Origin of the sequence: Ruania zhangjianzhongii (genome assembly GCF_008000995.1) — a bacterium.
In the GTDB taxonomy this organism is placed as follows: domain Bacteria; phylum Actinomycetota; class Actinomycetes; order Actinomycetales; family Beutenbergiaceae; genus Ruania; species Ruania zhangjianzhongii.
In genome coordinates this window covers 5,019,303-5,038,945 of record NZ_CP042828.1, presented here as the reverse complement: position 1 = coordinate 5,038,945, position 19,643 = coordinate 5,019,303, and the positions used below count along the sequence as shown (strand labels likewise).

Genomic DNA, 19,643 nt, shown 5'->3' with positions numbered 1-19,643 from the left:
GCCCGGGCCCTCGGCTCAGCGGTGGGCGAGATGACGAGCCAGTGCCCATCGCCGCTGGTCCTTCGGCCGCGACGACGTCTCGAGCCTGCGCAGGATCGGAGCCAGGTCCGCGGTGAGCAGTTCCATGCCATCGAGCTCCGCCGTTCGTGCGGTGCGGAGCAGCTGGTCGTAGCTACCGGTCAGGTCCGGCACGATGTCCAGCACGCCGTAGTCGGTGAGGAACCGGCTGTTCAGGTTCGCGACGGCGGGGTGCGGCCGCCACCGGCTCACCTCCTCGACGCTCAGACCGTGTTCCCAGTCGGGTACGGGCTGCGGAAACGCGTCCAGATCTGCCAGTACGTCGGTGAGCCGGCCGAAGTTATCCGCGGACAGCTCGGGCACCACGTCCAGATCACCCGGCACCACCTCCACGCCGGCCGTGAGCAGCACGGCAGAACCGTTGAGTATCCAGCGCACGTCCCGTCGGTGCAGCGCTCGCACCAGCGGGCTCGCAGCCAGCGCGGGAGTGGCGAGCGGGTCGCGGGGCAGGTCCCGTGGTTCTGTGCCCAGGCAGCCCACCAGGGACCTCCGCCAGTGTGCCCAGTCCGGTGCGCTCACGATCGCTCCACCTTCGGTGCGATGTCGCGCGGCTGGTCCCGCAGCCGGCGCACGATTATCCGGTACCCGACCGCCAGCACCAGGTAGACCGCGGCGAGCGCGAAGAACGTGGGCCGCGAGTACCCGGTGTCCGGCAGCACTGCGGCAGCCAAGGCTGCAGCGCCGGCGAACGCTCCGTTGTACAGCGTGTCGTAGAGGGAGAACGCCCGGCCCCGGTAGGAGTCGTCGGTGTCGGCCTGCACGATGGTGTCCACGGCGATCTTGGCACCCTGGACCGCCAGCCCCATCAGCACGGCCGCAGCGGCGATCACCCCGAACACCGGCTGCACCCCCATCAACACCTGGCTGATCGCGCCCAGGCCGAGGCAGACCACCACCCAGGTGGACGGGCTCATCCGCTCGTGCGCCAGCGGGGTGAGCACGATCGCCAGCCCGTTGCCGGCGAAAGAGATCCCGGTCAGCAGCCCGAACATCGCCAGCCCGGCTGCCGCATCCGTCGGGTCCACCAGCAGGTTGCGGGAGATGAGGATGAGTGCGATGAAGTTCACGCCGTAGAGGAACCGGTGCAGTGCCATGATGCCCAGCGCCGAACCCGGTGTCCCACGCAGCACCAGATACCGTGCCCCACGCCCCAGGTCCACTGCCGTGGCGCGCAGGTCCCCCCAGGCCTGCCGCAGGCCGGTGCGCGAGGGCCGCGCCTCCGGCCCGAGCTGGTCCTTGCCCAGCCGCAGTGCCAGTGCGGACGCACCGCCGAACAGGGCCGCCGCCACGGCCAGCACCACACCGTCCTTCATCGGCCCGGCCGGGAGCAGCAGGCCCAGTCCGAATCCGATCCCGGCGCCGACCACCGCCGCCACTGCACCCAGGGTCGGGGTGAGGGCGTTGGCGATCAGCAGCTGTTCCCGCGGCACCACTCGAGGCAGGGCGGCCGAGAGCGCTGCGAGCAGGAACCTGTTCACCCCCAACGTGACCAGGGCGAGGACGTAGACACCCACGGAGACGCCGTCGACGGCCATCAGCACGGCAAGCAACAAGGTGAGCACCACTCGCACGGCGTTCCCGAACAGCAACACCTGCCGCCGCCGCCACCGGTCCAGCAGCGGGCCGGCGAACGGGCCCACGATCGTGAACGGCAGCAGCAGCACGGCGAACGCCGCAGCTACCGCGCCGGCGGTGGCCAGGTTCTCCGGAGAGAAGAAGAACAGGGTGGCCAGGCCGGCCTGGAACATGCCGTCTCCGCACTGGGAGACCAGGCGTACGGCGAACAGTCTGCGGAACCCCGAGTGCACAGCCACGGTGCGCAGGTCCGACCACATCTTCACCTGGCGCAGGCTATCGCGGCCGCAGGCTCTGGCGGGCAGGCGCGCTAGCCGGCCGGAGGTGCAGATTGCCGACGGCGCAGCTCACGTTCCTGGGGGCGCTCGGCCGGGGATCATCGCCGGCTCCCCCTGTTCACTGGTTGCCGTGGTGCTGGAATCTCACGTGTGGCGGACAATCTCACGCGTCACGGAGCCGCAGTGCGGTGTACCCGGCAGCCAGGCTCGCCGCCGCCCAGCCGGCCAGTACTGCGAGGGCAACGGGCCAGGTGTACGGCTCGCTGGGGTGGGTGGCCAGGACCGTGATCGCCTGGTTCGGCAGGTACTGCACCAGGTCGGTGGCCCAGTCCTGGTTGAACAGCGGTAGCGCCACCGGGAGCACCTGCAGGATCGCGAGGGTGGCCAGGATCGTGCCGGCGGCGCTGCGCAGCGCAGTTCCCAGCCCGAGCACCAACAGGCTGAGGAAGGCGAACCCGATCCCGGTCCCGATGAGGGCACGGACCAGGTCGGCGGCCGTGAACGTCCCGAACTCCGCAGCTGATGCCGCCGCGATCGGCGTGCCGACCCCGATCAGGACGACGCCGACGAGGGCGGACCCGAGAGCGACAACCAGCGACTTGCCCGCAAGCATCCGGCCGCGTACCGGTACGGACTGCAGGGTGGTCACAATCGCGCCGGTGGAGTACTCGCTCGAGATCGCGAGGGTCGCGAGCAGCACGATGGCGATCTGCGCCACCAGCATCGTCTGGAACGCCAGGTAGGGCGCCGGCATCGCGGTGGCAAAGCCGTTCAGACCACTGGCCAGTGCGGAGGTGCCGAGCAGCCAGCTGCCGCCGGCGGTGATCAGGATTGCGCTGATGATGATCCAGCGGGTGGAGCGGACGCTCGCGATCTTTGTCCACTCGAAGGCGATGGCGCCGAGCCATGGTGGGGTGCTGGTCGTCATCGCGGGTGCGGGTGCGGGCGCGGGTGCGGGCGTGGCGGTCACAGGGAAGCCTCCGTAGGGGTGGAGCCGGGCGCGGCGGCCGGCGTGGTACGGGGGTTCGTGCCCCGGTACTCGGCGGTGTCGGCGGTCAGGCGTTCATAGACGGTCTCGAGGGAATCTCCGGCGAAGGAGAGCTCGTCGAGCTGAGCCCCGTGACCGTGGGCCAGCTGGCCAATCCGGTCCAGGCCTTCACCGGTCACGGAGAGCACCTGCCCGGTTGCCACCACGGTGAGATCGGCACGGGTGAGCACTCTCGCCAGCTCGGCCGCGTCGGGGCTTCGGACCGTGGCTGTGCGGGTGGCCTCGAGCAGATCGTCGAGCGGGGCATCGGCGACCAGGCGGCCCCTGCTGATCACCACCAGGTGATCGGCGGTCTCGGCCATCTCGCTGAGCAGGTGGCTGGAGACGAACACCGTGCGGCCCTCGGCGGCGAGGGTGCGCATCAAGGTGCGCACCCAGGTGACACCCTCGGGGTCCAGACCGTTGACCGGTTCATCGAAGATCAGCACGTCCGGGTCCCCGAGCAGGGCCGAGGCGATGCCGAGGCGCTGCCGCATCCCCAAGGAGAAGGTGCCGATCCGGCTACGGGCAACGTCCTGCAGACCGACAGTCTCCAGCACCTGCGGGACGCGAGCCGAGCTGATCCCGTTGCTACGCGCCATCCCCAGAAGATGCTGGCGGGCGGACTGCCCAGGGTGACCGCTCCGGGGATCCAGCAGGGCGCCGACGGTCCGGAGCGGATGGGTCAGTTCTTGGTAGTTCCTGCCGTTGATCCGAGCCGAACCCGAGCTCGCCCGGTCCAGGCCGAGCAGCACCCGCATCGTGGTGGACTTTCCGGCGCCGTTCGGGCCGAGGAAGCCGGTGACCGCTCCGGGCGCGACGTCCACGGAGAGGTGGTCGACCGCTCGCTTGCTGCCGTAGACCTTGGTCAGGGAGTCGAGGGTGATCACAGCGTCTGTCCATGGTGAGTACCGAGTCCGTTGTTCATACCGTTCACGCTAGGAACCACGGTGCTGCCGGCGCACCGGGCAGAGGTCAGTTGCTCGACCTGACGGAAGTAGGTGGATCAGGGCCGCTGGACCTGACTTTCGTCAGTGTGGGTACCCCAGCGCAGGTTGCTAGCCTGCACAGATGTTGCCTCGCGGCTGGTGGTGGCCGGTAGGACTTGCCGCGTGCGCGGTGGCGGTGCCCTTCCTCACGGCCAACGCCGGGGTCGTGGCTGTTCCCGGCATGGCCGTGCTGGCTTACTTTGCCGGACGGCGGCTGTCCGGTATGCAACCGGCGCTCGTGGCGATCGGGGTCGGCCTGATCGCGCAGCTCGTGATCGCCTGGATCCAGACGCCCGGATCCTTCCTCTCCGAATGGTTCTCGTTCGCCGGAGTGGATTTCGTGTTCCTGATCCTGCCGTGGTGGATCGGCCGCTCGGTGAAGCTGCGCAACGAACGGCGCGCGGAGATCAATCGGGTCATCGCGGATCTGGCGCGGTCGCGGGAACGCGCTCGGATCGCCGAGGATATGCACGATCTGCTCGGTCACGACCTGGCGCTGATCGCCCTGAGCAGTGGGGCGCTCGAACTGATGCCCGACAGCTCTGCGGAGCAGCGGGCCGCAGCCACGGAGATCCGCAGGCGCGCTGTCGCGGCCACGGACCGGCTGCATGACGTCGTCGGCATCCTGCGCGCCGACGGGCGCGAGCCCAGCACGGCACCCGCAGCCGACGGACTGACCGCGCTGATCGCCGACGCACGATCCTCCGGTCTGGACGTGACCGTGCTCCACAGCGGGCCCGCCCTCGCGGCGCCGGTCGCGCAGGCCGTCGAACGGGTGGTCCAGGAAGCCCTGACGAACGCGGCCAAGCACGCTCCGGGCGCACCGATCGACGTGGTCATCGACAGCACCCACGATCCGATAGTGGCGACGGTGACCAACCCGACGCCCCCCGGGCACGGTGACCCACCGCCGTCGGGCGATCGGCCTGGCTCCGCAGGCCTGGGCCTGATCGGCGCGCAGGAACGGCTGCGATTGCTCGGCGGGACCCTGGAGGCTGGTGAGCATCGCGACGGATTCCGCGTCCTGGCACGCCTCCCGGCGCGGCCGGAGCCGCTCACGAACCACGGACCGCAAGATCCTGAAGCCGACCGCAGCATCCGCACCGTGCGCCGGAGCATCCGCAGCAGGCAGTGGCGCACCGCCGTCGTGCCGCTCATCGTGGCGGTGGCGCTGGCGGGGACGCTGGTGGTGTTCCAGGTGCTGACCGTGCGCAGCACCGGGATGACCCGGCAGACCTTCGACCAGATCAGCATCGGTCAGACCCGGGCAGAGATCGCCGCACTGCTGCCACCCTCAGCCATCGACAGCGACGGAGTGCCGGACGTGATCCCGATACCGCCCACCCCAGACCCGGAGACCTGCGAGTTCTACCTCGCCCGCGAGCACGTGTTCGACCTGAGCTCGGACCTGTACCGGATCTGTGCCGACGACGGCGTCATCGTCGCCGCGGACCACCTGGTGCCCGGAGGTGCCCGGTGACGCCGGGTTCGCAGGGACCGCCACCAGGCTCCGGCGGTCCTCCGGCAGAGCGGCGGATCCGGGTGCTGATCGCCGACGACGAGCCGCTGGTCCGGGGCGGTGTCCGGGCGATCCTGGCCACCGACCCACAGATCGAGGTGGTCGGCGAGGCCGGTGACGGGCACGAGGCGGTAGCGGCGGTAGCGGCCACCCGGCCCACCGTGGCGCTGCTGGACATTCGGATGCCCCGGCTGGACGGGCTCGGCGCGTGCCAGGAGATCCTCCGGTTGGTGCCGGAGACGAAGGTGGTCATCCTCACCACTTTCGGCGAGGACGCCTATATCTCCGATGCACTCACTGCCGGTGCCTCCGGATTCCTGCTCAAGGCCTCCGATCCTCGCGAGCTGCTCGATGCCGTCCGTGCCGTGGCGGACGGCGCGGCCTACCTGTCCCCACGCGTGGCGCACCGAGTGATCGGCGCACTGCGCGGCGGGCCCGCACCGAGCCCCGACGCCACCGAGCGGATCGCCGGGCTCACCGATCGGGAACGCGAGGTGCTCACGCTCGTCGGCGCCGGATCCTCGAACGCCGAGATCGCCCGGCGGCTGTACCTGACCGAAGGCACGGTCAAGGGATACGTGAGCGCGATCCTCGCGAAGGTAGGAGCGGACAACCGGGTCAAGGCCGCGATTCTCGCTTACGAGGCCGGCCTGCGGTGAGTGGCCGCTGCTGCGACCCGGCACACCTCACCCTTATTACGAATAACTCATTATACGGATAGGAGTGTGACCGCACCTCCAGCCCCGGTCACACCACAGGTTTGGTCGCCGGCGCTGCGCAAGCCGGAGACCCCGGAGCACCGGCGCGAAGTGCTGCATTCCGGAACCGCGGCGTGCTCTGGGTATGGTCGGACGGTGAATCTTCCCGAGCATGGACTCTCCCCGGATGAGGTGCGCATAGCCTGGACCGACGCCAGCACAGGCGACGTGGACTGGCGCGGTGGGCGCAGCTGGTCGTTGGTGTACGACTCCCCGGACTGGCACCAGAACCTGGTGGATGAGGCGGCAGCGCTGTTCGCCCACGAGAACGCCCTGTCTGCCTCCGCGTTCCCCTCCACGCAGCACTTCGAGTCCGAAGTGGTGGCGATGGTCGCCTCCGTGATCGCCCCCGACTCGGAGTCCTACGGGGTGTTCACCACCGGCGGCACGGAATCGATCATGGTGGCGATGAAGGGCTACCGGGACTCCGGGCGGGGCCAGCGGCTGGTGATGCCGGTGACGGCGCACCCTGGGTTCTGGAAGGCTGCCGACTACCTCGGGCTGCAGGTCACCCTGGTGGAGGTCGGCGCCGACGGCCTGCCGGACGTCGGGGAGCTGATGGCGGCAGTCGATGAGGACACTGCCGCGATCTGCCTGTCCGCCCCATGCTTTCCCTACGGTGTGGTGGACCCGATCGCCGAGATCGGCGCGCAGGCGGCGGCCCGTGGTGTGGGCGTGCACGTGGACGCCGCGATGGGCGGACTGTTCCTGCCGTTCCTGGGCGCCGCAGGCAGCACCCCGCCGCAGTTCGGGTTGGACGTGCCGGGGGTCACCTCGGTGTCGGTGGACCTGCACAAATACGGCTACGGCGCGAAGGGTGCCTCCGTGCTGCTGTTCGCCGATCCGGAGCTTCGGCACGCGAGCTACTACGTGTCTACCGGCTGGCCAGGCGGCGCGTATGCCGCCTCCGGAGTCGTCGGCACCCGGTCAGTCGGCGCCGCTGCCGGTGCCTGGACGGCGATGCGCGCCCTGGGCAGGTCCGGTTACGCGGACCTGGTGGCCCAGGTGATGGGCACGGCACGCCAGATCCAGGCCGGCCTGGCCGAGCACGGGTTCGAGGTGATCGGCGACCCACCGATGGGCGTGTTCGCCGCCACCCACTCGGAGATCGCCGTTCCGGCACTCGCCGGGGCGATGGGCCGGCGGGGCTGGTGGATCGACACCCAGGACCAGCCCTCCAGCCTGCACTTCGTCACCTTCCCGCGCCATGCCAGTGTGGTCGATCAGCTGCTCACCGATCTGGAGGTCGCGATCGGTGAGGCTCGGGCGGACCCGGAGGGTGCAGGCGGGTTGTCCTACGGAGTGATGGTCCGCGGCGGCACGCTGGACGACGATGTGCTCCGGGAGCACCTGGACGAGCGGTTCAGCCCGAAGCGCTGAGGCCGCTCACGCCGCGCACTCCCGCTGAGGCCGCTCACGCCGCGCACGCCGCGCACGCCGCTCACGCCGCTCACGCCCGGGGCGTGCGCCCTACGGCGACCAGCGTCGCCCGAGCGAGGGCATCGACGGCGTCGACGGCGGGCACCGGGAGCTGCGCACCCGCGTCCGCTGAGGCTGCCGCCACGGCGGATATCTCGGAGCACGCCACCAGAACGCCGTCGCACCCTGCCTCGGTGAGCTCATCGACCAACGCCTCGTACCCCGAGACCAGGTCCCGGATGGGCACTCCGGCCTTCACCGCGGCGATCAGCTCCAGTACCGCAGCCTGCGTGCCCTCCTCCGGGGTGTGCGCCACCACCGAGCGGGCGTCCAGGGCCCGGGCGTACATCCCGTGCTCCAGAGTGGCTGCCGTGGCGAGCACCGCGGCGGTGCTGATCCCGGTGGCGGCGGTCTCCTGCGCGGCGACCTCGATCATGTCCACCAGCTGCAGGTCGAAGCCGGCTAGGGCCTCGGGCAGGAACGGGTGCACGGTGTTGCACGGCACGGCCAGTACCTGGGCGCCGGCGCCGGCGAGCACGGTGAGTCCGCTGCGCAGGGCGGGGACCGGACTCGGGCCGGTGCCCTGCAACGCCGCCACCCGGTTCGGCACGCCTGGGTCGGACCAGGTGACCACTATCGGATGCTCTGCATCGGTCGCCGCGTCGGTGAGGAGCACCAGCCGGGTCTGGAAGTGCGCGGTCGCGGCCGGGCCCATGCCGCCGAGCACACCGATCACCGGGGCGGGTGCAGGCGCCGGGCCGGTCACGGCGTGACCGCCGGTTCGGAGCTCTTGCTGTAGGTACGGTTCCAACCGGTGATCGCCGAGATGATGATGACCACCAGCAGCGCCCACGCGTACGGATTCAGGAACGCCGCGGTGATGTCCGGGAACGGCAGGTCGAACTGCGTAGCGGTTGCGGCCACGGTGGAGAACCAGACGATCACTGCGTTGTGCCAGGGAAGCATGTAGAACACCGTGCACGCGCTGCAGTCCAGCAGATTCGCCCGCCGCGGCCCGCTGAGGTTGTACTGCTGCCCGAGCGGTTTGCCGATCGTGGTGCCGACCAGCAGGATCGCCGGGGCGTTCGCACCCAGCGGGATGGTGAACAGGATGGTGATCGCGATGATCGTCAGCTCTGCACTGCGCACCCCGCGCGCTGCGGAGCGTTCGAGCCGTTCCAGCACGGCCGCCATCAGGCCACTCTCGGCGAGCACCTGAGCCAGCGCCATGATCAGCAGCACCAGCATCACCACTCCGGTGACGCTGGCCATCCCGTCCTGGATCAGACCGGTGGAGGTGTCCCGGTCCGGCGGGATGGAGAACACCTCCCCCGGAGAGATCCCGCTGGTGGCCAGCCCGATCGCGATCGCGCCCATGATGCCCCAGGTGAGCGAGGTGATGATGTGCCGACCGCGCATCGCCAGCACGATCACGAGCAGGAACGGGAGGATCTGCAGCAGTCCGATCGGCGCCGCCTGGTTGGTGATCGTGGACTCCTGCACGGTGCCGCCACCGCCGGTGAACGCGAACACCACGATGGACACGGCCGCTGCGGTCAGTGCGAGTGGCAGCCGGGCGCGCACCACCGCACCCATCTCGGCGTCCTGGGTGTAGGCGGAGGTGATCGTGGTGTCCGAGACCGGGGCGAGGTTGTCCCCGAAGGCGCCACCGGCAATCAGCGCGATCGCCAGCATCGTCGGGTCCGCCCCGAGAAAGACTCCAGCGGGGTAGAGCACCGGCACCATCGCCAGCACTGTGCCCACACTGGTACCGGTGCCAGCGCCGAAGATGCACGCCAGGATGAAGGTGAGCACGGTGAACCAGGCCCCGGTGAGCCCGGTCTGCAGCCCGAGCCAGAGCAGACCGTCCACCAGTCCGGCGGCCTTCATGATCTCACCGAAGATGCCGGCGAAGATGAACGCGAGAATGACGACGGCGCCGGTCCGGTCGGACATGCCGCGCACCACGGTCTCGGCGTACCTGGTGCGGTTCCGGGCGAGCATCAGGCCCACCACCAGGGCGGCGAAGCCGCCCACCCAGAAGGCCGGTACCGCCGCACGTTCGGCGATGGAGAGGATGCACATCACCACGATGAGCACCACGGCCGGGATCAGGGCGGCCCAGCGGCCGCCGTAGAGCTCGAGTCGGGGACGTGTTTCGGGATCGGCGGGTGCCGACATGGGTCGCATCCTTACGTGAGGCTTGCGTGTCGGGGCGACAGGTTACCGATATGCGGCTGTGCAGCATTCGAGTGGGCCGGTGGCGGCGCGTGTCGTGGTCGGCGCCGAGGCCCGGGAATACCACCACGGCAGTGCGGAACACTCCGGCCGCACGAGTCGTTGGAGACTGGAGAATGGCCATGATCCCGAGCGAGAAGGAGCGGCGGATGAAGTGCCCGGTGGACGATGCCGTACTGGTGATGAGTGAACGCTCCGGGGTGGAGATCGACTACTGCCCCACCTGCCGGGGTGTCTGGCTGGATCGTGGTGAGCTGGACAAGATCCTCGACCGCGTGGCGCAGGACCTGCCGCCCGCGCGTCCGGAGCCACCCGCCCAGCGCCGAGAGCCGGCGGCGCCGCCTGCGCCACCGGTGCCGCCCCCCTCGCCGCAGGAGCGCTCCCGGTACGGCGACCCGTTCGACGACGGGCCCGTGCCGCCGCCACCCCCGCAGCCCGGGTACACGCCGCAGCCGGGCTACCCACCCCGGCGTGGCTTCTTCTTCGGTTCCGGCCCGTCCGCTCCGTCTCCGGAGGACTACTACCGCGGCGGCTACGGCCACCACCCGCGGCGCCGGCGGAGCTGGCTGGACGACCTGTTCGACTGACCGCCGCGGTTCGTCGCTACCGCTGGCTCCGGGGTTCGTCACCTATGTGCTCATCGCCAGGACCCCCGTGGTTCGACACCTGGGCGTGTCACCACGGCTGGCGAACGGCGAGGTCCGAGGCTACTCATGTGCTCAGGGCCACCATCGCCGGGCCCGGCTCCCGTTGTGGGGCTGTGCAACCCGGGTTAGCCTGAAATCGTCCACCGGAGAGAGGTGCGCAGGGGCGCCGAACTCCGGACTATTCATTCTGCGGGGGAGCGTGGTGTGAATGCCTACTGTGCGATGTCTGGCGCGGGCACCGGGGCGACCTCGTGATGTCTTCAGGAGGTCCCGATGGTCGCCACGACCAGTCAGTCCAGCCAGCGGCCGGCCCGCTCGCGTAAGCTCCGCGCGGTTCTTGCCGGCGGTCTAGTCCTCGGTATCGGCGGCGCGGTCACCCTCGCCGCCTGGAACGACAGTGAGTTCGCGTCCGGGCTGTTCTCCTCCGGGGAGTTCAACCTGCAGGGCTCGATCGACAACGCCGCCTACACCGACCACGAGAGCTCCGACGGCGCCGCGGCGCTGGAGTTCTCCGTGCCGGTGGACAACATGAGCCCGGGCGACGTGGTCGCCGCACCGTTCTGGGTGCGCCTCGATGCGACGACCACCACCCCGGCCACGCTGGACCTGGTCTCCGTGACCGGTACGGACACTACCGGCGCCAACACCGCCGAGCTCGGCTACGACGTGTACGCGCTCGCCGACGGCGCCACCTGCGATGAGACCGCCACCGGCACAGTGGTCGGCAGAGGCGACACGCTGGTGACCAACGAGGACGTAGCCGGCGAGACCGTTCCGCTCAGCGTCGGTGCGGCCGAAGGTGACCCGGGTGTGGCAGCCCAGCTGTGTTTCGTGGTGACCGCGTCGGAGACCCTGGCCCAGGGCGGTGAGACCACGGCGGTCTGGCAGTTCACGGCCACGTCGGAACTCCGAGTAATCCGTGACGTCTGATCACACTGCTCCTCGGGATCAGCCGGGGCCGGAGCCGCTGGCTCCGGCTCCGGGCGTTACTCGCCGGCGGGTTGGTCCTCGGCGTCGGTGGGGCGGTCACTCTCGCTGCCTGGAATGACAGCGAGTACGCGAGCAGCACCGTGACCGCTTCCACGTTCGGCATCGAGGGCAGCGTGAACGGCGGTGGCTGGTCTGAGCACGAGAGTGCCGACGGCGCAGCTCAACTGGAGTTCGATCCTGCCCTGCCGCTGATCTCACCCGGGCAGAGCGGGTTCTTGCAGTTCTCCGTGCGTACCACTGCCGACGCCACTGCCGGTGGCGCGGTCAGTCTGCAGACCCCGAGCCTGGCGGGGTCTGCCGCGTTGCAGGCGGCGTTGGAGTACGCGGTGCGAGTGGTCCCGGACGGCTCGGCCTGTGACGCCGCCCTGTTCGAGAACGGTGGCGCGTCGGTGATCGTGCCGAACGGCACCGCGCTCGATGCTGCCGTGCCGGAGAACGCCAGCGAGCTGGCGCCGGAGGCAGGCAACGCCGTGGACTACTGCGTGCGGATCAGCATGGTGGCCGGCGCTGGTAACGATGTGCAGGGCGAATCGGCCACTGCCACCTGGCAGTTCCTCGCAGAGTCGACCTGACCGTGTCCCGCCTGAAGCCGGCCCGCATCGCCACCGCCGCCCTGGCGTTGGTGCTGCTGGTTGCCGTCCCGGCGCAGGCGGCGCCCGTCCGGGAGGTGATCACTGGTGACGTGCTCCGCTTGGTCTCGGTGCAGGATCCGGCGGCGATGGGCAGCATGAGCCCGGGCGAGACCGTTGCCTGGGACGTCGAGGTCGGCGCGAGCGAACCGGAGGGTGAGATCGCACTCGAGCTGGCGGCCGACCATCAGGCCACCGGCTTCCGAGTGAGTGTGCACGAGTGCACGGGCGAGGGTGAGGGCTGCAGCCGGGAGCTCCTCGCCCCGGCAGAGATCGGGCCGGAGGCCACAGAGGTAGGCAGCCAGGTGGCCGAGGAGACGCTCTGGTACCGGATCAGCGTGCAGCTCGCCGGCGAGGAGCCGGCCCGGACCGTGCTGACCTTCACCGCCCATGGCCACGGGGACGAGATCTCCACCGACGGCGAGGCGGAGCTGCCGGATACGGGTGCGTCACCGTGGCTGCCGATCGGGCTCGCTGCGGGGGCACTGGTGGTCGGGGTCCTGCTTGCCCGGCTGGCGGCCGTGCGGCGGAGGAAGGGGAACAGATGAGGCTACGAACCCGGCTTGCCTGCTTAGGTGCGGGGCTCGCCCTGGCGACCTCCGCCGTCGTGATCCCAGCGGTGGAGGAGTCCTCCGCGGCGTTCACCGATGCGGAGCATGCGAGCGTGAGCATGGAGGCGGTGGAGCTGGTGGCGCCGCAGGCGCGGGACTGCCAGACCGGGTTGCTGTCCACCTCAGCAACGCTCCGCTGGACCGCGCCAGCAACGGGGACCGCTGCCTACAGCTACCAGTGGCAGGTGCTGAACTCTGGTGGCTCCGTGACGTCGAGCGGAACCTACGCGTCCACCGTGACCCAGCATGACGTGGAAGCTGGGCTTCTCGGTGTGCTGACCACCAGCACGTTCCGGGTGCGCACGGTCTCCGCGAACTGGCAGAGTCCGTGGCAGGAGGCACAGATCACCACGATCCTCGGTGCCCTCGGGCTCGTTCTCATCGGCACGTGCTCATGGCAGTGACCGAAGCCGCGCCCGCCACCCGGCCCACACTCCTGCGCCGGCTCGGCGACTGGGCCCTCACTGCGCTCGCGGCCGCCGGCGCGCTGTGCATCATCGCCGTGATCGCCGCGTTCGTTTTCAACATCACCCTGATCATGTTCTCGACCGGCTCGATGTCGCCCGCGATCCCGGCCGGTTCGGTGGCGGTGGTCCGAGAGGTCCCCGCCACCGAGATCGACGTCGGCGATGTGGTCACCGTCGAGCGGCCGAACGCGCTGCCGATCACCCACCGGGTCACCGAGATCTTGGACACCAGCGGCGCCGAGGTCACTTTCACCATGCAGGGTGACGCGAACGCCGACCCGGACCCGGCCCCGTACACCACGGACACAGTGCGCGTGGTGCTGTTCTCCGTGCCCGGTCTGGCCACCCTGATCTCTGGCCTGCAGGATCCGCTGGTGCTGGGCGCGATCACTGTGCTCGCCGCCGCCCTGGTCACCTGGGCGTTCTGGCCGCGCGGCTCGCCGGCCGGCAGCTCGGCGGATCCCGCGCACCGCCGCTCCGGGACTACGGTGTAGATCCACCGCACGTGGTGCTGTGGATCGGCACCATAGTGACGGCTCGAAGCCGGCCGTCAGCGCTCCGCGTCACCGGCGATGAAGGCGTCCACCTTGGCGCGGGCGCTCTCGTCGTCGTACTGCTCCGGCGGGGACTTCATGAAGTAGCTCGCCGCGGACAGGATCGGCCCACCGATCCCGCGATCCTTGGCGATCTTCGCGGCCCGCAGCGCATCGATGATGATCCCGGCGGAGTTCGGCGAGTCCCACACCTCGAGCTTGTACTCCAGGTTCAGCGGCACCTCACCGAACGCCCGGCCCTCGAGCCGCACGTACGCCCACTTCCGGTCATCCAGCCAGGCGATGTAGTCCGAGGGGCCGATGTGCACGTTCCGGTCGTCCTTCTTGCCCGCCAGCGATCCGGTGAGGTTCGAGGTCACCGACTGCGTCTTGGACACCTTCTTCGACTCCAGCCGCTCACGCTCGAGCATGTTCTTGAAGTCCATGTTCCCGCCGACGTTCAGCTGGTAGGTGCGATCCAGGGCCACGCCGCGGTCCTCGAACAGCTTGGCCAGCACCCGGTGGGTGATCGTGGCACCCACCTGGGACTTGATGTCGTCGCCGACGATCGGCACCCCGGCCTCGGTGAACTTCGCCGCCCACTCCGGATCGCTGGCGATGAACACCGGGAGTGCGTTCACCACCGCTACTCCGGCGTCCAGCGCCGCCTTGGCGTAGTGCTTCGCCGCCTCCTCCGAGCCCACCGGCAGGTAGCAGATCAGCACGTCCACCTTGGCCTCGCGCAGCGCCTGGGCCACATCGACGGCGGGACGAGAGGATTCCTCGATCGTCTCCAGGTAGTACTTGCCCAGGCCGTCCATGGTCGGGCCGCGCTGCACGCTCACCCCTAGCGGAGGCACGTCAGTGATCTTGATGGTGTTGTTCTCGCTGGCACCGATCGCGTCGGAGAGATCGACGCCGACCTTCTTGGCGTCCACGTCGAACGCGGTGACGAACTCGATATCCCGCACGTGGTACGGGCCGAACTGCACGTGCATCAGCCCGGGCACAGTGGCCGCCGGGTCGGCGCCGGCGTAGAAGTGCACGCCTTGGACCAGGGATGCGGCGCAGTTGCCGACTCCTGCGATCGCTACGCGGATGCTGCTCATGAACTCTCCTCAGGGGTTTCTTCGGTGGGGTCTTCAGTGCGTTCGGCCACGATCAGGTCCTCCAACCACCCGATCTCGCGGTCGATCAGGTCCAGGCCGTGGCGTTGCAGCTCCTGGGTGTAGTGGTCGCGGCGCTCCCGCCCGGCCTGCACCTGTTGGCGCATCGCCGCCTTGCGCTGCAGCATCCGGGCGCGGCGGCCCTCGAGGATCTGCAGCCGGGTCTGGCTGTCGGTCTCGGTGAACAGCGAGAACCGCACGGTGAACGACTCGTCCTCCCACGCTGCCGGACCGGCCTGGGCCAGGGAATCGGCGAGGCGCTGTTTCCCCGGCGTGGTGAGCCGGTAGACGATCCGTGCCCGCCGCCCGGCCAGGGCGTGCGGCAGCGCCCCGGTCTCGGCCTCTTCGATCCAGCCGCCACCGACCAGTGCCTTCAGGCAGGGATAGAGCGAGCCGTAGGACAGGGTGCGGATGGTGCCCAGGGTGGTGTTCAACCGCTTCCGCAGCTCATAGCCGTGCATCGGAGCATGCTGCAGCTGGCCCAGGATCGCTAGCTCGAGAACCTCAGCGCGTGTGGACACTGCTCACCTCCGATGTATCGCATTGATACATGAAAACGAACAAGCGGGTCAAATGTTTGGTCGTCCGAGAGGTGGGAATCTGGCTGTGGCCGCACTCACCCGACGGTGGCGGATTCTGTGCGGACTCGGTGAAGACTGCCCTGAACGGGCAGATTCCCAGGCACTTTGCGCATACTAGGGGCGACGATGTGGTGTCCGTCAGTCGAGACGCCGGTGGGGTCCCGGGCTCGGGCATCCCTCGAGGGTGGGGCACAACCACGGAGGAGAGAGGGCCTGGCAGTGGCAGAAGGACGCGGATCGGGAACCGGCGGCCGGGGTGAGGACAAGCCCACCCGCCGCAGCGTGCGCGACCGTTCCGCCGACGCCGCCAGCGGTGGGTCGGGCTCTTCCGCCAAGGGATCGGGTGCCGGTTCGGCCGGCTCGTCTGCTGGGCCGACCTGGAAGCGCACCGCTTCCGCGAAGAGCGACGGCGCAGCCTCCCGGTCCGGTAGCGGCACCCGGTCAGGGGGCGCGTCCCGTACCGCAGCTGGTGCTAGCGCTGCGAAGAGTGGGAAGAACGGGGCGAAGAAGGGGTACAAGGGCCGGCCCTACCAGGAACCGAACCGGTTCTGGAACTACCCGAGGCCGAACAAGGGCCCGATCCACCGCTGGCTGCCGAGCTGGCGGTTCGTGCTCGGGTCGTTCATCACCGTCGGGCTGCTCGGCGTGGGGCTGTTCTTCGTCGCTTATCTCACCACCGACGTCCCGGAGCCGGACGACTTCGCCCTCGCCGAAGGATCGACCGTCTACTACGCCGACGGCGAGACCCCGATGGGCACGTTCGCCGATGTGGACCGCGAGATCATCGATCCTGCTGAGCTGCCCGACCACATCGGTGAGGCGATCGTGGCCAGCGAGGACCGCCGGTTCTACTCCAATGTGGGTGTGGACCCGGTCGGCATCGTGCGCGCTTTGTGGAACAACCTGCGTGGCAACGACACCCAGGGTGGTTCGACGCTGACGATGCAGTACGTGGAGCGGTACTACACCGGTCAGACCGACGGGTACATGGACAAGTTCCGCGAGGCGATCCTGGCGATCAAGATCGACCAGCAGCAGAGCAAGACCGAGATTCTCGGCAACTACATGAACACGATCTACTTCGGCCGGGGTGCCTACGGGATCGAACGCGCCTCCCAGGAGTTCTTCGGGCACTCGGCCACCGAGCTGACCCTCTCCGAGTCGGCACTGATCGCCGGCATCATTCCCTCACCGGGCAACTGGGACCCGGCCACCAACCCGGAGATGGCCGAGTCGCGCTGGCAGCGGACCCTCGACTACATGGTGGCGAACGAGTACATCACCCAAGCCGAGGCGGACGAGCAGACCTTCCCGGAGATCCAGGAGCCCGGCCGCACCGACGTCTACGGCGGGTCGAACGGCTATCTGCTGGCGATGATCCGCAACGAGTTGCTCGCCGAGGGCTTCACCGAGGATGAGATCGACGGCGGCGGGCTGACGATCACCTCCACGATCGACGAGGACCTGCAGGAGCACGCCGTGGCCTCGGCCGAGGACATGCCGGACGACACACCGGAGAACGTGCGGGTGGCGCTGACCTCGATCGACAACGAGACCGGGGGGGTCCTTGCCCTCTACGGCGGTCACGACTATCTGGAGCGGCAGCGCAACAACGCCACCCAGGACACTGCGCAAGGCGGGTCGACGTTCAAGGTGTTCGGGCTGATCGCCGCACTGGAGAACGAGGCCACCCTGGACAGCCGGTTCCCCAGCTACTCGCCGATGGACGTGGACGGGTACACGGTGAACAACTTCGACTCCCTCAACCGCGGATATATCGACCTGATCACCGCGACCAAGTACTCGGTGAACTCGGTGTACGTGCAGCTCAACGAACAGACCGGCCCGGAACAGCTGGTGGACGTGGCGCAGCGGCTCGGCCTGCCCGAGGACACCGCCGGCATGGAGCCGTACCTGTCCAACGTGCTCGGTACCGCGTCTCCGCACCCGGCGGACATGGCCGAGGCCTACTCCACGATCGCCTCCGGTGGGGTGCACCATGACCGGTTCATCGTGGAGTCGGTGACCAACGCCGACGAGGAGACCCTCTACACCGGCGGTGACGACGGTGATCGAGTGGTGGACGAGGAAGTGATGGCCGATGCCACCTACGCCATGCAGCAGGTGGTGCAGGGCGGTACCGGTGCCACAGCGGCGGAGATCGGCCGGCCGGCCGCCGGCAAGACCGGTTCCTCCAACGACTACCGGTCGGCGTGGTTCGTCGGCTTCGTCCCACAGGTCACCACGTCGGTGGCGATGTACCAGGTGGGTGAGGACGGCGAGGAAGTCTCGATGACCGAGGGCTGGGGCGGTGTCGCACCCATCTCCGGTGGTAGCTACCCGACCGACATCTGGACCGAGTACATGTCCACAGCGGTCGAGGACCTCCCGGTGGAGGAGTTCCCGGAGCGGTCTGCGCCGGAGTACACCTACGTTCCGCCGTCGAACAATGGCTCCGACAGCGGGTCCAGCGAGGAGGAGACCACCGAGGAGCCGTCCGAGGAGCCCACAGAGGAGGAGACCACCGAGGAGCCGACTGAGGAGCCCACGGAGGAGGAGACCACCGAGGAGCCCACGGAGGACCCCACTACCCCTGACCCATCGCCGAGCGAGAGCGAGTCGCCGACCGACGACAACGCTGATGACGGGGCAGACGACGGCTCAGGTGGCGAGAATGGGGATCCCGATGCCGATGCCGATGGCAGCAACGACAACGCCGGCGGCAGTGGTGGCAACGGCGACGGCACCAACGCCGGCCGTCAGAACGCCAGCCGCGAGGCCGACAACTTCCTCGAGGACCTCTTCGGCGGCGGCCGCTAGCCATCTCGGTCGCACCCACGCTCGGTCAGACTCCGCCCGCGCCCGCGCCCGCGCCCCACCCGACCCGCACCACCACCGGAGTCCACGTTGACCCTCGCAATCCAGTTCCTTCTGGATTCCGAGGACGCAAGTGGATTCCGAGGAGGGCGGGCGTTCGGGACGGTGTGATGGATGCCGGGGTGTTTGGTGCCGGTGTGATGGGTGCCCGTGCGGCGGGCGTGGCTGGTTGAAACAGCGGGCGGTGACGGTCCGGACCGAGGCGAGCTGCGCCGTCGTCCACATCACGTTCCGCCGGCGGCGAGGAGTCCGTTAGACTTGCCCGGTATCTCTTTCTGCGCCGACCTCGGTGACTGCCGTGGCCGGCGCAGGTGTGAGAGCACGCATCACCCTCCTGTCACGGAAGGACCGTGACCGCCGAGTCCAAAGGAGGTGGGTTTACGCATGCGTCACTACGAAATGATGGTCATCCTCGACCCCGAGCTTGACGAGCGCACCGTTCCGACCGCGCTTGAGAAGTTCCTGGGAGTTATCACCGCAGGTGGTGGGACCGTCGACAAGACGGACGTCTGGGGCAAGCGCCGGCTGGCCTACGAGATCGCGAAGCAGACCGAGGGCATCTACGCCGTCGTCGACATGCACGCGACGCCCGAGCTCGCCAAGGAGCTCGACCGCCAGCTCGGCCTGAACGAGTCCGTCATCCGCACCAAGCTGATCCGACCCGACGCGCGCTGAGCGCGACCTAAGGAGCGTCATGGCAGGCGACACCGTCATCACCGTGATCGGAAACCTCACGGCGGACCCGGAGCTTCGGTTCACCCCTTCGGGTGCGGCCGTGGCCAACTTCACCATCGCGTCCACCCCGCGGCAGTTCGACCGCCAGTCGGGTGAGTGGAAGGACGGTGAGACCCTCTTCATGCGTTGCTCCATCTGGCGCGAGGCTGCAGAGAACGTCGCCGAGTCCCTCACCAAGGGGATGCGAGTGATCGCGCAGGGTCGTCTGGTCCAGCGTTCCTTCGAGACCCGCGAGGGCGAGAAGCGCAACGTCGTCGAGCTGCAGGTCGACGAGGTCGGCCCGTCCATGCGCTATGCCACGGCGAAGGTCACCCGCTCCCAGCGTGGGGGCGGCGGTGGCTTCTCCGGCGGCGGCGGCGGAGGCGGCGGCTTCAGTGGCGGTGGCACCGGCGGCGGCGGAGGCAACCAGGGTGGCGGCGGCTATGGCGGTGGCGGTAACAACGCCGGCCAGAGCGACGACCCCTGGGCAACGGGTGGCTCCAACTTCGGCGACGAGCCCCCTTTCTAAACCATCACCTGATCGCAC

Annotated in this window: 20 protein-coding genes; 12 read left to right on the top strand and 8 right to left on the bottom strand. The window is 69.1% G+C overall.

What is annotated here, in order from left to right:
- Window positions 1-15 precede the first annotated feature (15 nt).
- The 4 genes from FU260_RS23285 to FU260_RS23270 all read right to left on the bottom strand — a co-directional run bounded on the left by FU260_RS23285 (window position 16) and on the right by FU260_RS23270 (window position 3,848).
- Window positions 16-597 (bottom strand): hypothetical protein, encoded by a 582-nt coding sequence (locus FU260_RS23285; protein ID WP_147919221.1) that lies wholly within the window; start codon window positions 595-597, stop codon window positions 16-18.
- Window positions 594-1,913, bottom strand: a complete 1,320-nt coding sequence (locus tag FU260_RS23280; RefSeq protein ID WP_147919697.1) for an MFS transporter — start codon at window positions 1,911-1,913, stop codon at window positions 594-596. The genes FU260_RS23285 and FU260_RS23280 overlap by 4 nt, the downstream gene beginning before the upstream one ends.
- Window positions 1,914-2,094: 181 nt before the next feature.
- Window positions 2,095-2,901: an ABC transporter gene (locus tag FU260_RS23275; protein WP_147919220.1), complete on the bottom strand. Its 807-nt coding sequence runs from the start codon at window positions 2,899-2,901 to the stop codon at window positions 2,095-2,097.
- A complete protein-coding gene (locus FU260_RS23270) occupies window positions 2,898-3,848 on the bottom strand; it encodes an ABC transporter ATP-binding protein (RefSeq protein ID WP_147919219.1) in 951 nt (316 codons plus the stop codon). Before FU260_RS23270 ends, FU260_RS23275 begins: the two co-directional genes overlap by 4 nt.
- 181 nt (window positions 3,849-4,029) lie before the next feature.
- Between FU260_RS23270 and FU260_RS23265 the strand changes: the two genes are divergently transcribed.
- The 3 genes from FU260_RS23265 (at window position 4,030) to FU260_RS23255 (ending at window position 7,604) form a co-directional block, all read left to right on the top strand.
- Window positions 4,030-5,427, top strand: coding sequence for a histidine kinase (locus FU260_RS23265; protein ID WP_147919218.1), 1,398 nt, complete (start codon window positions 4,030-4,032; stop codon window positions 5,425-5,427).
- Window positions 5,424-6,125, top strand: coding sequence for a response regulator (locus FU260_RS23260; protein WP_280527382.1), 702 nt, complete (start codon window positions 5,424-5,426; stop codon window positions 6,123-6,125). The genes FU260_RS23265 and FU260_RS23260 overlap by 4 nt, the downstream gene beginning before the upstream one ends.
- A gap of 195 nt (window positions 6,126-6,320) precedes the next feature.
- Complete coding sequence (locus FU260_RS23255) at window positions 6,321-7,604, top strand: pyridoxal phosphate-dependent decarboxylase family protein (RefSeq protein WP_168211921.1); 1,284 nt, start codon at window positions 6,321-6,323, stop codon at window positions 7,602-7,604.
- 70 nt (window positions 7,605-7,674) lie between these two features.
- Here FU260_RS23255 and cuyB read toward each other — a convergent pair whose 3' ends face one another.
- Both cuyB and FU260_RS23245 read right to left on the bottom strand, forming a co-directional pair.
- Complete coding sequence (gene cuyB / locus FU260_RS23250) at window positions 7,675-8,409, bottom strand: cysteate racemase (protein WP_147919216.1); 735 nt, start codon at window positions 8,407-8,409, stop codon at window positions 7,675-7,677.
- On the bottom strand, window positions 8,406-9,824 hold the full coding sequence (locus FU260_RS23245; RefSeq protein WP_210418164.1) for a Na+/H+ antiporter NhaC family protein: 1,419 nt from the start codon (window positions 9,822-9,824) through the stop codon (window positions 8,406-8,408). Before FU260_RS23245 ends, cuyB begins: the two co-directional genes overlap by 4 nt.
- Window positions 9,825-10,003: 179 nt before the next feature.
- On the opposite strand from FU260_RS23245, the gene FU260_RS23240 reads away from it, so the two are divergent.
- The 6 genes from FU260_RS23240 (at window position 10,004) to FU260_RS23215 (ending at window position 13,719) form a co-directional block, all read left to right on the top strand.
- Entirely contained in the window at window positions 10,004-10,468 is a 465-nt protein-coding gene (locus FU260_RS23240) for a TFIIB-type zinc ribbon-containing protein (protein ID WP_413038322.1), read from the top strand.
- A 333-nt stretch (window positions 10,469-10,801) separates the two neighbouring features.
- The gene (locus tag FU260_RS23235) at window positions 10,802-11,458 is read left to right on the top strand and encodes a SipW-dependent-type signal peptide-containing protein (protein ID WP_147919214.1); all 657 of its coding nucleotides are present in this window, start codon (window positions 10,802-10,804) and stop codon (window positions 11,456-11,458) included.
- A 140-nt stretch (window positions 11,459-11,598) separates the two neighbouring features.
- A complete protein-coding gene (locus tag FU260_RS23230; RefSeq protein WP_244951291.1) occupies window positions 11,599-12,090 on the top strand; it encodes a hypothetical protein in 492 nt (163 codons plus the stop codon).
- A 2-nt stretch (window positions 12,091-12,092) separates the two neighbouring features.
- Entirely contained in the window at window positions 12,093-12,695 is a 603-nt protein-coding gene (locus FU260_RS23225; protein ID WP_147919213.1) for a hypothetical protein, read from the top strand.
- On the top strand, window positions 12,692-13,162 hold the full coding sequence (locus FU260_RS23220) for a fibronectin type III domain-containing protein (RefSeq protein ID WP_147919212.1): 471 nt from the start codon (window positions 12,692-12,694) through the stop codon (window positions 13,160-13,162). Before FU260_RS23225 ends, FU260_RS23220 begins: the two co-directional genes overlap by 4 nt.
- Window positions 13,153-13,719, top strand: coding sequence for a signal peptidase I (locus FU260_RS23215; protein WP_147919211.1), 567 nt, complete (start codon window positions 13,153-13,155; stop codon window positions 13,717-13,719). Before FU260_RS23220 ends, FU260_RS23215 begins: the two co-directional genes overlap by 10 nt.
- 56 nt (window positions 13,720-13,775) lie before the next feature.
- Here the strand turns inward: FU260_RS23215 and FU260_RS23210 are convergent, their stop codons facing one another.
- Together FU260_RS23210 and FU260_RS23205 are read right to left on the bottom strand one after the other, a co-directional pair.
- Window positions 13,776-14,867: an inositol-3-phosphate synthase gene (locus tag FU260_RS23210; protein WP_147919210.1), complete on the bottom strand. Its 1,092-nt coding sequence runs from the start codon at window positions 14,865-14,867 to the stop codon at window positions 13,776-13,778.
- Window positions 14,864-15,445, bottom strand: a complete 582-nt coding sequence (locus FU260_RS23205; RefSeq protein ID WP_147919209.1) for a PadR family transcriptional regulator — start codon at window positions 15,443-15,445, stop codon at window positions 14,864-14,866. Before FU260_RS23205 ends, FU260_RS23210 begins: the two co-directional genes overlap by 4 nt.
- Window positions 15,446-15,724: 279 nt before the next feature.
- Between FU260_RS23205 and FU260_RS23200 the strand changes: the two genes are divergently transcribed.
- From FU260_RS23200 to FU260_RS23190, 3 genes are all read left to right on the top strand, one after another.
- Entirely contained in the window at window positions 15,725-18,325 is a 2,601-nt protein-coding gene (locus FU260_RS23200) for a transglycosylase domain-containing protein (RefSeq protein WP_168211920.1), read from the top strand.
- Window positions 18,326-18,766: 441 nt separating this feature from the next.
- Window positions 18,767-19,057, top strand: coding sequence for a 30S ribosomal protein S6 (gene rpsF / locus FU260_RS23195; RefSeq protein ID WP_147919207.1), 291 nt, complete (start codon window positions 18,767-18,769; stop codon window positions 19,055-19,057).
- Window positions 19,058-19,076: 19 nt separating this feature from the next.
- A complete protein-coding gene (locus tag FU260_RS23190; RefSeq protein WP_147919206.1) occupies window positions 19,077-19,625 on the top strand; it encodes a single-stranded DNA-binding protein in 549 nt (182 codons plus the stop codon).
- Window positions 19,626-19,643: the final 18 nt, after the last annotated feature.

Bases quoted from the DNA above. Each gene is read 5' to 3' on its own strand.
- FU260_RS23235 (WP_147919214.1), top strand. From the start codon at position 10,802: ATGGTCGCCACGACCAGTCAGTCCAGCCAGCGGCCGGCCCGCTCGCGT.
- FU260_RS23210 (WP_147919210.1), bottom strand. From the start codon at position 14,867: ATGAGCAGCATCCGCGTAGCGATCGCAGGAGTCGGCAACTGCGCCGCA.
- FU260_RS23190 (WP_147919206.1), top strand. From the start codon at position 19,077: ATGGCAGGCGACACCGTCATCACCGTGATCGGAAACCTCACGGCGGAC.
- FU260_RS23220 (WP_147919212.1), top strand. From the start codon at position 12,692: ATGAGGCTACGAACCCGGCTTGCCTGCTTAGGTGCGGGGCTCGCCCTG.
- rpsF (WP_147919207.1), top strand. From the start codon at position 18,767: ATGCGTCACTACGAAATGATGGTCATCCTCGACCCCGAGCTTGACGAG.
- FU260_RS23215 (WP_147919211.1), top strand. From the start codon at position 13,153: ATGGCAGTGACCGAAGCCGCGCCCGCCACCCGGCCCACACTCCTGCGC.
- FU260_RS23265 (WP_147919218.1), top strand. From the start codon at position 4,030: ATGTTGCCTCGCGGCTGGTGGTGGCCGGTAGGACTTGCCGCGTGCGCG.
- FU260_RS23280 (WP_147919697.1), bottom strand. From the start codon at position 1,913: ATGTGGTCGGACCTGCGCACCGTGGCTGTGCACTCGGGGTTCCGCAGA.
- FU260_RS23240 (WP_413038322.1), top strand. From the start codon at position 10,004: ATGATCCCGAGCGAGAAGGAGCGGCGGATGAAGTGCCCGGTGGACGAT.
- FU260_RS23245 (WP_210418164.1), bottom strand. From the start codon at position 9,824: ATGTCGGCACCCGCCGATCCCGAAACACGTCCCCGACTCGAGCTCTAC.